We start from the raw sequence: 11,865 nt of genomic DNA on the forward strand, positions 1-11,865 counted from the left end.
TGTGCCGAAAGCAGCGCAGCGAAAGGACCGTTTTTTCGTCGTCGAATCGCAGGCGAACGAATGTGAGACAGAGATTGATCAGCACTTGATGTTGACTTTACATTTCCCTTTATGATCCTTGGAAAATAGGAATGGGAGAAAGGTTGCGCCGTTTATATGAGTTTTTTTCGTAAAAGTTCAAAAGAAAAAACGCTTCAGGAAACTACAGTCCCAGACGAGCAGTCGGCATCCCGGGAAACCGAAGACAGCTCGGATTTTTCGGCGGCAATAAAAGTAAAAAAAGAAAAAAAGAAGTGGCCCGGCTTCTTAATTGCCGTCTTATGTATCGCTCTTGCCGTGGTTGGTATCGTCTATTATCAAAAAAATAAGCAATCTGCCGACAACAAAAACAGTGCTTCTTATTCCTACTATACCGTAACAAAACAGGATCTTGTTTCTTCTCTCAGCAGCAGCGGAATGCTGCTGCCTGCTGATTCTTATAAAGTTACCACTTTGGTCAGCGGAGAGGTTTTGAGTTCGAATATTAACGAGGGCGATATTGTAAAAAAGGATGCGGTGCTTTATCAAGTGGATAGTTCTGCCATCAGCAATACGATTGCCCGAGCTGAGTTGACGCTGAGTCAGAGTCAGAAAAATTATGACCGCAAATTGGCGAGCTTAGAGGACCTCAATATTACCGCAAGCGAAGGCGGCACGGTCATTGAATTATTGGTGAAAACAGGTGACAACCTGAAAAGCGGCCAAAAAGTAGCGACACTGCGCAACAGTAGCGTTATGCAGTTAACGTTGCCCTTTAACTCGGTCGATAGCAAAAGCTTTTATCTTGGCCAACCTGCCCAGGTTACGCTGGACAGCAGTTACGAAACCTTGAACGGCACGATTCGTCAGATTTCTGCGGTCGATCAAATCATGAGCGGCAATATGTTGGTCCGTCAAGTAACAATCGATGTTGTCAACCCGGGTGCTCTTTCTCCCCTGCAAAGCGCTACGGCGATGGTGGGTGATGTTGCCTGCAATGCAAAAGGTAATTTTGCTTACGCCAGTGAAACCACAATCACAACTTCCGTCAGCGGGGAAGCCGCAACTTTGCTGGTAAAAGAAGGCGATTTTGTCACTGCCGGTCAATTATTGCTTACACTGACCAGCACAATTCTGCAGGACGACCTGGAGAATGCGGCCAACTCACTCAAAGATGCTGCTTTGGCTGTACAAAACCAGTACGATAATCTGAATTCCTATACCATAAAATCGCCGATTGCCGGAACCATCATCCAAAAAACCGCCAAAACGGGTGATAAGCTTTCCCCTAATGCAGCTTTGTGTACCATCTTTGATTTGTCTTATTTAACTTTAACTTTGAATATTGATGAATTGGACATCAGCAGGCTTGCTGTGGGTCAAACCGCCACAATCACAGCCGATGCGGTGGAAGGAAAGACCTACACAGGAACCGTTACAAAAGTCAGTATCGCCGGGACCACCGCCAACGGCGTGACCACTTACCCAATCACCATTCGGATTGATCACACCGAAGGGTTGTTGCCCGGTATGAATGTGACTGCCATGATTACCTTTGAAGCGCGCAAGAATGTGCTGGTAATACCGATCGCCGCGATCGTGCGCGGCAATCGTGTCTTGCTGAAGTCGGAGGCTGCAGTCCAAACTCCGGACCAAACCTCCGATCCAACGATCCCAAAGGGATATCACTATGTTGACGTGAACATCGGTATCAACAATACGGATACCGTTGAAATCACCGCCGGCCTCAGTGAAGGAGATGTCATTGCGGTGAAAAACAGTTCTACTGCTCCTCCTGCGGCACAGAATCCTTTCGGGCTGCGCTAAGATGATGAACAATAGCGCTAATACCATAATCCCCGGGTCGGTAGGCTCAGCCAAAATGGTTCCTCTCATCGAATTTCATCGGGTCTATAAAGTCTATACCATGGGTGAAACTGTCGTGCGAGCCATTGATGGAATTTCCCTGCAGATCTCACAGGGTGAATTTGTCGCAATTGTCGGACCGTCCGGCTCGGGAAAAACCACCTGTATGAATATTATCGGCTGTTTAGATGTTCCGGATTCCGGACAGTATTTGCTGGGCGGGCAGGATGTCGGACAATTAAGCGACAATGCCCTGGCGGTAATCCGTAATAAAATGATCGGCTTTGTTTTCCAGCAGTATAATTTGCTGCCTCGCTTAACCGTAGAAGAAAACGTGGAAGTTTCACTGATTTATGCCGGCGTCGGCAAACAGGAACGCATCAAACGTGCCCGTGATGTTTTGAGTCGTGTCGGTCTGTCCGATAAACTAAAAAGCCTGCCCAATCAGTTATCCGGCGGGCAGCAGCAGCGCGTCTCAATCGCGAGAGCCTTGGTTGGCAATCCTTCTGTGATACTGGCCGATGAACCAACCGGCGCACTGGATTCCAAAACCGGGATGGATGTTTTGCGTTTATTACAGGAATTGCATCAAGACGGTAATACAGTTGTTTTGATCACGCATGACAATGGAATTGCTGCCCATTCCGAACGCACCATCCGCCTGTCGGACGGAAAAATCATCTATGATGGCCCCACGCAAAGAGAAAGCGGGGCAAGTTTATGAGCATTGTACAGTCATTCCAAATGGCGATTAAAAATATCGCTACCAGCAAGTTCCGCTCTTTACTTACTATGTTGGGTATCATTATCGGCGTGGCAGCGGTCATCATCATTGTGGGTTTAGGCAATGGTGTGGAGATTTATATGACCAGCGCTTTTCAAAGTCTGGGAACCAACTTATTGACCGTCAATATCAGCGGGCGCGGTTCTACGCGCAGCATTTCTGTCGATGAAATCTATACGCTCATCGAGCGCAACCCAGACTTGCTGCAGTCTGTTTCTCCCACAGTCGCGGTCAGCGGAACCGTTAAAATCGGTTCCGAGAGCGTCGGCACCACCAAAGCTACCGGTGTGAGTGAAGATTATGCACGGATGAAAGATTATTCCCTAAAAGCAGGCCGCTTTCTGGAATATGTGGATATCCTCACCCGACAAAAAGTCTGTGTCATCGGCAGCTATTTAGCAAAAGAGTATTTTAATAACAATGCTGTCGGCGAAACATTGCGCATCGGCGAGAACACTTACTCCATCGTCGGTGTTTTATCGGAAAAGGCCGAAAGTGCAGCGGCCAGCAGCGACGATGCCATCTATCTGCCCTACAGCGTTGCCGCCAAATTATCCAGGACAGGGATTAATACTTACAATATAGCCGTGACTTCGCAGAACACGGTAACTCAAGCAAAAGAGTTGGTCGAAGACGCACTTTATAAAGTATTCGGCAGTGATACAGCTTACAGAGTAATCAGCATGGCGGAAATGCTGAGCACAATGACGAGTATGATCAATATCGTAGTCCTGGTTCTGGGGACTATCGCCGCCATTTCCCTGGTGGTCGGCGGAATTGGCATCATGAATATCATGCTGGTTTCCGTGTCGGAACGTACGAAAGAAATCGGCATCCGCAAAGCATTGGGTGCCAAGCAACGCAATATCATGGAACAATTTGTCATAGAAGCCGGCACAACCAGCGGTTTGGGCGGTGTGATTGGCATTGTTTTTGGTTATGTTCTTTCGTCGGTGGGATCCCAGGTACTTTCTGCCGTAGTTTCTACAGAAATCACCATTACTCCCTCCGGCTCTTCGGTACTGACTGCTTTTGCTGTCTCTGTAACAATCGGTATTGTCTTTGGTTACCTTCCCGCCCGAAAAGCGGCCCGATTGAATCCCATTGAAGCACTGCGCTACGATTGATGAAAGGACAAATGGAATGAAGAACCGATGCTTGCTCCTGCTGCTCAGTACTTTCCTGTTCTGTTTACTGTTTGCGCCACCCGTCTACGCCGGCGAGACAGACAGCAATGTGACGCTCGTCCTGAAAGCGATGAATATTTTGACTTTCGAGCCCTCCGGCGAAGCGGATCCCCTGCAGCCGGTCACCCGGGCGGAATTTGCCGCGCTGCTGGTCTCTGCTTCGCAATACAAAACCATTCTCAGCTCAAACTCACTTGTCTCTCCCTTCTGGGATGTCAAATACAATCATCCTTATGCCGCAGCCGTAAAGGCAGCCGCGTCGGCCGGTTGGCTGGTTGGCTATCTTGATGGCAGCTACCGGCCGGATCAGGCCATCAAGCCGGAAGAAGCAATGACCGCTGCCCTGCGTCTGTTAGGCTATACCGCGGAAGACCTGTCCGGCATTTATCCTGCTGCGCAGCTGAGAAAAGCGCAAAGCCTGGGTTTATCGGACGGGCTCAGCCCAATGTCCGCAAAAAATCTGTTACTGACGGATGCCAGACAGCTGATCTATAATCTATTAACCGCCAAGACAAAAAGCAATGTTTACTACGCCACTACGCTTGGCTACAGCGTGAATGCCTCAGGAGAACTCGATTATACCGGCTTGATCGCAGCAAATCTGCAGGGGCCTTTTATCTTGGGATCCAACAGCCTGGACTCTCTGATCCCTTTCGATCTGGCGAACGCTGTTGTTTATCGCAATGGCAAACCTGCAAACGTCACGGCGATCGTTGCCAATGATGTAATTTACTACCACTATAATTTGCAAACGATCTGGGCTTACAGCAATCAGATTGTGGGCCTTTACACAGCTGCCTCACCGAATACTGTGGCTCCCACCAAAGTAACCGTTGCGGGTAATACTTATTCTCTGGGCAGCACGACAGCGACTTATAAACTATCGGCTATGGGTGAATTTGTTGTGGGCGATACCATTACTCTGCTGTTGGGGATGAACGGTGAGGTGGTTGATGTATGTTCGCCGCAGGAATCTTCCGGCATCCAATACGGAGTCGTCACTGCCACCAATGTGGAAACTTTTCTTACCAATACCAGCGGCAGTCAGGTCGTTAAAATTACCACCGTGGCCTGCACCGACGGCACGACCCGTCAGTATAACAGCAACACCGCCGTCAGCGTGGGCGACCTTGTTTCAGTCGGTATCGTCAATGGCAGTGTGAATCTCAAGAGACTTCCCATAAAACGCATTGGCGGAACCATCGATGCTGCCGCTGCCAAATTGGGTGATTACAGTTTGGCTTCCGATATCAAAATCCTCGATACCGACTCCGGCGGTCATTTCTGCACGCTGACAGCGGCGCGTCTGGCCAATATCGAACTGAGCTCGGAAGACATTCGCTATTTCGTGCAAAACGAAGCCAAAGAAATCACTGACTTGATTCTATATGATGTTACAGGTGATCTGCATACCTATGGTTTCATCACCGACGTAACGGAAACAACGACTTCCGTCAGCGACGGTGCCGGCGGTAAAGTGGATGTTACCCACTACATCTTCAGCTATCAAAGCAACAATGTAAAGGGCAGCTATTCTTCCCCGATCGACAATTTGCGCGGTGGAGTTATGCTGTTTTATCAAAACAACATCGTCACTACGATCGCAACACTCAGTGAATTTGATATCGATACGATCAGCAACTATGCCGCAACTGGCAATCAACAGGAATACCGCTTAGCCGATAACCTGCAGGTCTATATCAAAGCAGACGGCAAAACCTATCTAACCAATCTCGCCGCAGTTGCCAATCCGGATGTTTACAAATTGCGGGGTTATTATGATAATTTCTCCTTTGCGGCAGGCAACCGCATCCGGGTAATTCTAGCCATAGCAAAATAACAGTCAAGTCAAAAAATGCGTGATTTGTTATGACATGCTCCCCATTTTGCAGAAACTCAAAACAGCAAAAAGTTTGAGACTACAGCCTGGGGAGCTATTATTATGTACAAAACGAAAGCAGCATCAGAAGAAAAGATCCAAACTGTCAAAGCGTATCCAGCCGGAACCGGACCGCCCAAAACAATGTGATTCTCCTTCACAGCGCCCGGCATCCCAAAGCGGGGAAACAGTCAATTCGGCTTTCTCGCCTTGGCTGCTCAGTAGTTTTTTCAATTTTTCCCTCTTATCAAGCAGGAAAAAGGACTACCCTTCCGCGAATTTAGAAATACCTTGCGCAAAGAAAGAAGGCAGGTCCTGATGTATCATCCCTATACCATCAAAATTCTGCTTACCCCCGCTATGTCTGACCTGCAGAAAACACTGACTCTGGAATTGGCGATTTGGCTGGGTTTTCACAGCCTTTCCCTGGAATTTCCCGTCGCTGTCAGGCAGATGACCAGCAGGGAGGAGAATCTGCTTTATCTGCAGGCCGCCGATCAAACAGACGACGCGTTCAGCATCCTGCAGCAGCAAAACAAAGTCATCGTTGCCATTCGGGGCTTACAGGATCTGCCGGCGGCTCTGACCGATTTGAACAGCAAGGCGGACGCGCTGCTGCATATTCGTTTGCCGCAGGCGGCCGGGCAGCGGCCGGGCGGTTTGAAAGCAAGTAAAGCACCGGAAGATTACCGTCCTGTCGGCGCGCTGCCGCCGCAGCGCGGTCTGGCCGATCTATTTTCTCCGGGAGTTTTTTTAAAAGACAGCGATCATAATGGCCTCCCGGACCAGCTGGATTTGCATTTCCTGCTGCCGGCAAACTGTGACGACAGCACGCTGATCGCCGCCTGCAACTTTGCTGCCCGTTTCGGCATGGAAACCACCTCCTATACGCTGCCGGTCACAGTCAGCCAAGCGTCAGCCGGTAATTTGCTTGTTTTCCAAACGCAAGCCAGCTGCAGCATCAAACTGATTTCCGCACCGGAAAGCAGCCGGCTGCTGATCAGCGGCAGCGGAGCCGAATTGGAAACTTGCTCGGCAGAATTCTGCAAGCGTTTCCCCGCTCTCTGCGACGACCAAACCTGGCAGGATTTTTTGCAGCAAACGGAAGACGATCTCTGCCTGCAGACACTGAATGGTCAGACAGCGGCGCTGCAGATGCTGAGCGAAGCGGAGGATCCTCCCTTGCTCTGTTATACCTCTCCTGCCGACCCGAAGGAATTGGCCAGTCTACAGCGGGAGTATCCAACCATGCAATTCTTCAATCACAAAGCATCCCGGACGGTTTACAGCAAAGCCTATGATCTGCCCTGGGAAGCGGATGTGCTGCGCCGACTGCTGTCGGAGGCGGTTTATCCGTTGCTGCAGGCCGGTGATCACATCGAACTTGAGGCTGCTCTGAGCGAAGATGCCGCCTGCCGTCAGCAGCTTGCCGCAGAAATTCAGGATCAGCTGCAAAAACAAGGCCTGCAGACCGATCGTTTTCACTTGCTTTGCGCTTATAAACAGGGTTATAGTTGGTTGGAAGAAGTCATCCTGCCGCAGCTGCAGCGGCTGGATTCGCTCCACCACATTGAAATTGCCTTCAGGGCCTTTTTACCGGAAGGGAAAACGGAATGGCTGGATCAGGATGGCGCTACCCCCATCCATAACCATCTGACAACGGCCACAACAGAGCAATGGCATGACCTGCCGCTGCGCTATCTGCAGGAACTTTATCCCGCCGATGATCTGTTGAGCAGTCGGCTCGCGCTGCCGCGCAGTGCGATTCAATTCCTTGCCTACAAAGGCACGGCGAATCTGACCTACGAAGTAACCGCCTTTGACCAAAACAACACGCTTTTGCTGCGGGAGCATTATCTCGCCGCCTGGCAGAGCCGCCCTTATCTCGACGCTTATCCCGCTCTCGGGCTCGTCCATCCCGCCTGCGGTTACCTGAAGGTTCGCCGCAATGGAACGCCGGTATTCGAGCAAATGATCGATACCGATCTGACCACGATTTGGAATCTTTATCAGCAGGAAATCCTGCCCGACTGCCGCCATTATATCGAAGCAAAGCTGCCGCAGCAGGTCAGCCTAACAGATCAGCCTTTCTTTTCGCAACTGCGTTTGGAGATTGAAGTCAGCGAACCGGATGAAAAACTGCCCTGGCGGCAGGATCTGCTTTCGTCGCTTGATGCTATGCATGAAGATCTTTACTTTGCCGGCAGCGATTTCTTTAAAGCTTACGGTTTAAGCCGCTGCCAAGAGCAATTCACCGCCCCCGGATTGATCCTGCCTCTGCTCCATCAGCGGCAAGGCAAGCCGACCTTGCGCGTCACCCTATTGGAGCAGATAGAGAAAAAGCCTCTGCTGCTCACGCAAAGCGGCCGGCAATATCGCGCTTTGCCCAAAGGTTCTGTGAAAACCATCCTGCGGCAATTGGATTGGCAGCAGGATCATTTCCGGGCTCAGATTGCCGTGGAAGATTGGCGCAGTCAAAGCGATGAATTCGATTTCCATCGCTTGCTGCATTTTTACACAAAATGGATCGGCAAAAAGGCAGCGCAGGAAGAAATCTCCTACTTCCCCGTCCGGCAAATGATTTTTACCTTGGCCAATGACCCTCAGCCAACCGTCTATCCGCTCGATTTGCCGCAAAAACAGTTGCTGCGTCCGCCGCTGTCAATCCGGCAAATTGATTTACAGGAACACAGCGTGATTGGTTATGAGGAATATCTCGCCATCATGGAGCAGCTGAAATCGGTGCCGGGTTTACGCGTTCTGCCGCTGGCCAGGAGTGTTTTGGGCAAAGTGATTTATGGCGTCGAACTGCTGCCGCAAGCCGGCGGCTATCTGTCGCGTGTGAAGCGGCTGAGCTTGCTGCCTTCCGAAATTATTCTCTGCCGCCATCATGCCAATGAAGTCTCCAGTACAAATGCCGCGTTCCTGCTGCTGAAAGAACTCCTGAGCAATCCCCTCTATCAGAACCTGGCGGAGCAAATCAGCCTTGCGATCATTCCCCTGGAAAACCCCGACGGCGCTGCGCTGCATCACGAACTGCAGCTGGAACATCCCAATTGGAAACTGCATGTCGCCCGTTTCAACGCGCTCGGGCGCGATTTCACTTCCGAATATTTCCACCCCGATACGATTCACAGCGAAGCCTTGGCTTTCAGTAAGCTCTGGCTACGCAATCTGCCCGATGTGGTGATTGATAATCATGGCGTACCCAGTCACGAATGGGATCAGCAGTATTCCGGTTATACTTCGCCGGGATTCAAAGGCTTCTGGCTGCCGCGCGCGCTGCTCTACGGTTATTTTTGGACAGTAGATCATGCCGACTTTACTTCCAATTTAGCGGTCAATCAAAAGATCGCGGAGGTCATTGCCGAGAGCATCAACCGGGATCCGGAAATTTCCGCCTGGAACAGCGAATGGCGCGAACGTTTTGAAAAGTATGCGCATGCCTGGCTGCCGCGGCTGTTCCCTGCCGATTATGTGCAGAACATGATCAATTACCGGATCCCTTACACGCTCAATTATCAACATCACTATGCCGCAATCCGCTGCCCCTGGATTACCGCCGTCTCCTATACATCGGAAGTGGCCGATGAAACAGCACAGGGGGATTATCTCTATCTCTGCGCCAGGACCCACCTGCTGCAGGATCTGGCTGTGATCCAAATGCTCTGCCGCAGCCGCAGTGCCTTCACTGATTTCAGCATCGAAAATGATGGGACCCTGACGCTGCAGCTGCGCCGGCAGCGACCGCTGCTTTGCTGATTGCAGAAGACAACCGCTGATTCCGCTCTCCGGCTGCCTTTTGCAGAGCGGCGCCGGTAAATAACGGGCCGAACAGAAGGAACCTGCGGTCACCGACACGAAATAATAAAAACCGCTTACACCGGAAAAATGAAGGAGAACGATCATGCGCAGCGAGCAGGAAATGCTGGATTTGCTTCTCAGCACAGCCGAACACGATGAGAGAATCCGTGCGGTTTATCTCAACGGTTCCCGGGCAAATGTCAAGGTCCCGAAAGATATCTTTCAGGATTTTGATATCGTTTATGTGGTCACGGAGACCGCTTCCTTTTTAGCCGATCCCCATTGGCTCAAGCGGTTTGGTGAAATCCTGATTATGGAAGAACCGGATCGCCTGGATCGGGCCTTGGGACAACCCCGCGATTTCTCAGAGCGCTATGCCTGGCTGATGCAGTTTACCGACGGCAACCGCATCGATCTTTCTATCCTGACCAAAGCGGCGATGCGAAAAGAATTCGGTCGCGACAGTCTGAGCGTTGTCCTGCTTGATAAAGAGGCGCTGCTGCCGGAAATCCCGGCTGCCAATGACGGCGATTATCTCGTACAGCGGCCAAGCCAGGCGATTTTTGATTGCCGCTGTATCGATTTTTACTGGGTGGCGCCGTACATCGCCAAAGGACTTTGGCGCAATGAATTGCTCTACGCCCTGGATTATTTTCAATCTCAAAAAGTTAAGCTGATCACTATGCTGAACTGGCAGGTCGGTACGGAAACCGACTTCACGGTTTCCACCGGAAAATCCGGAAAATATCTGAAAAATTATTTGTCGCCGCAAACCTGGCAAAAATTGCTGGCAACCTACCCCGGCAGCGAGGAAACCGCACTTTGGCAGGCCTTATTTACGATGATGGACTTATTTGAAGAAACCGCCCAAACGGTGGCGGTACGGCTGCAGTTTTCTTATGATCAAAGATTAGCCCGCAACAGTAAATCTTTCGTCCGCCATATTTACGAACTGCCCCGCAACGCCAAAGAGATTTATTAAAAACGCAGCGCCGCACTGCAGGCTGCTATTTCTGAATAAGGAGAAAAGGTGAATTCTATGAAAGTTTTATTTTTATACCTTCCCACCGGACAGGGACATTATTCCACCTCCAAAGCCATGGCCGACTATCTGCAGGAACAAGGCGTCACTTGTGAGCTGCTCGACGTCTATGAGCAAATTGCTCCTTTGTTGAATGAAACTGTTTCCCGGGGTTATTTGCTCAGTGCTTCTTATGCGAAGCCGGCTTATCAAAAAATCTATCAAATCATGGATCGGGTGACCAAACCTGCTTCCCCTTATTCGCCGACTCAGCTGATCACCCGCCTGCTGACGCACGAAATACAGGATTATATTCTCAATTTCCAGGCGGATGTGATCATCAGCTCGCATGTTTTTGCCTCCTGCATGCTCAATCTGATCAAAAAACGGGGATTGCTGCCAAATACCCTGACCGTGAATATCATCACAGACTTTACGGTTCACCCGCTCTGGCAGGAATGCACCGACATGGATTACTTTGTGGTTGCCAGCGAACTCTTAGCCTACGGTTTGCAGCGCAAAGGGATTTCGCTCAGCAAAATGCTGCCCTTTGGCATTCCGGTTCATCCGAAATTCTCGCAGCGCGTGGAACAAAAAGAAGCCCGGCGTCAATTGGATTTAGATCCGGAAAAAAAGACGTTATTGATCATGAGCGGCTCCATGGGATTCGGGCATCTGGATGAAACCATTGAAAAATTGGATTTGCTGCCGCTTGATTATCAGGCTTTGGTGGTTTGCGGCAATAATAAACGCATCTACAATTTATTGAAAAAGATTCGGGTCAAAAAAGATTTCCGTATTTACGGTTTTGTCGACAATGTGGATTTGATGATGGATGCCGCCGATTGCATCATCACGAAACCAGGCGGTTTAACTTCATCAGAGGCTCTGGCAAAAGGGTTGCCAATGATTATGATCAATCCGATTCCCGGTCAGGAAATCCGCAATGTTGAATTCATGCTGAACAATGGGTTGGCGCTCCATGTTACTCCCACTTTTCCTCTGGAAGAAGCAGTCTACAATTTGTTTTCCAATCAATTGAGAGTCAGAATTCTGCGGGATACCATTCAGCTGTTAGGGAAAAGAACCGCTACCCAGGAGCTCTGCGGATTTATCATGCATTGGTATGAGCAGAAAACGGCTCAAACCGGTCAAAATTGAAATTCGTCCGCCGCCGCCAATGCCTTGCAGCAGAGATCATTTCCAGAGACCATCCGACCGGATCCCCACAATTTTCTCATCCATAATAAACGATACCAAAAAAACAGAGCCTTGTGTCTGCTTTTGGCAGCCGCTTGGCTCTGTT

General features: G+C 50.1%; 8 protein-coding genes. 7 read left to right on the forward strand and 1 reads right to left on the reverse strand.

Going from position 1 to position 11,865, the window contains the following annotated elements:
- Window positions 1–156 precede the first annotated feature (156 nt).
- The 4 genes from LLG09_08445 to LLG09_08460 are packed head-to-tail and all read left to right on the forward strand — an operon-like array spanning window position 157 to window position 5,695.
- Window positions 157–1,845, forward strand: coding sequence for an HlyD family efflux transporter periplasmic adaptor subunit (locus tag LLG09_08445; GenBank protein MCE5197137.1), 1,689 nt, complete (start codon window positions 157–159; stop codon window positions 1,843–1,845).
- A 55-nt stretch (window positions 1,846–1,900) separates the two neighbouring features.
- Window positions 1,901–2,608 (forward strand): ABC transporter ATP-binding protein, encoded by a 708-nt coding sequence (locus LLG09_08450; protein MCE5197138.1) that lies wholly within the window; start codon window positions 1,901–1,903, stop codon window positions 2,606–2,608.
- On the forward strand, window positions 2,605–3,795 hold the full coding sequence (locus LLG09_08455) for an ABC transporter permease (protein MCE5197139.1): 1,191 nt from the start codon (window positions 2,605–2,607) through the stop codon (window positions 3,793–3,795). Before LLG09_08450 ends, LLG09_08455 begins: the two co-directional genes overlap by 4 nt.
- 16 nt (window positions 3,796–3,811) lie before the next feature.
- Complete coding sequence (locus LLG09_08460) at window positions 3,812–5,695, forward strand: S-layer homology domain-containing protein (protein ID MCE5197140.1); 1,884 nt, start codon at window positions 3,812–3,814, stop codon at window positions 5,693–5,695.
- 123 nt (window positions 5,696–5,818) lie between these two features.
- Here the strand turns inward: LLG09_08460 and LLG09_08465 are convergent, their stop codons facing one another.
- Entirely contained in the window at window positions 5,819–5,968 is a 150-nt protein-coding gene (locus LLG09_08465) for a hypothetical protein (GenBank protein ID MCE5197141.1), read from the reverse strand.
- A gap of 84 nt (window positions 5,969–6,052) precedes the next feature.
- Between LLG09_08465 and LLG09_08470 the strand changes: the two genes are divergently transcribed.
- The 3 genes from LLG09_08470 to LLG09_08480 all read left to right on the forward strand — a co-directional run bounded on the left by LLG09_08470 (window position 6,053) and on the right by LLG09_08480 (window position 11,720).
- Window positions 6,053–9,496: a M14 family metallopeptidase gene (locus LLG09_08470; protein ID MCE5197142.1), complete on the forward strand. Its 3,444-nt coding sequence runs from the start codon at window positions 6,053–6,055 to the stop codon at window positions 9,494–9,496.
- 145 nt (window positions 9,497–9,641) lie between these two features.
- Entirely contained in the window at window positions 9,642–10,520 is an 879-nt protein-coding gene (locus LLG09_08475) for an aminoglycoside 6-adenylyltransferase (GenBank protein ID MCE5197143.1), read from the forward strand.
- A 57-nt stretch (window positions 10,521–10,577) separates the two neighbouring features.
- Window positions 10,578–11,720, forward strand: coding sequence for a glycosyltransferase (locus LLG09_08480; protein ID MCE5197144.1), 1,143 nt, complete (start codon window positions 10,578–10,580; stop codon window positions 11,718–11,720).
- Window positions 11,721–11,865: the final 145 nt, after the last annotated feature.

The sequence above is a fragment of the Negativicutes bacterium genome (assembly GCA_021372785.1).
Classification (GTDB): domain Bacteria; phylum Bacillota; class JAAYKD01; order JAAYKD01; family JAAYKD01; genus JAJFTT01.

Excerpts from the sequence above, each read along its gene's own strand:
- LLG09_08445 (MCE5197137.1), top strand. The coding sequence starts at position 157 with ATGAGTTTTTTTCGTAAAAGTTCAAAAGAAAAAACGCTTCAGGAAACT.
- LLG09_08450 (MCE5197138.1), top strand. The coding sequence starts at position 1,901 with ATGGTTCCTCTCATCGAATTTCATCGGGTCTATAAAGTCTATACCATG.
- LLG09_08455 (MCE5197139.1), top strand. The coding sequence starts at position 2,605 with ATGAGCATTGTACAGTCATTCCAAATGGCGATTAAAAATATCGCTACC.
- LLG09_08460 (MCE5197140.1), top strand. The coding sequence starts at position 3,812 with ATGAAGAACCGATGCTTGCTCCTGCTGCTCAGTACTTTCCTGTTCTGT.
- LLG09_08470 (MCE5197142.1), top strand. The coding sequence starts at position 6,053 with ATGTATCATCCCTATACCATCAAAATTCTGCTTACCCCCGCTATGTCT.
- LLG09_08475 (MCE5197143.1), top strand. The coding sequence starts at position 9,642 with ATGCGCAGCGAGCAGGAAATGCTGGATTTGCTTCTCAGCACAGCCGAA.
- LLG09_08480 (MCE5197144.1), top strand. The coding sequence starts at position 10,578 with ATGAAAGTTTTATTTTTATACCTTCCCACCGGACAGGGACATTATTCC.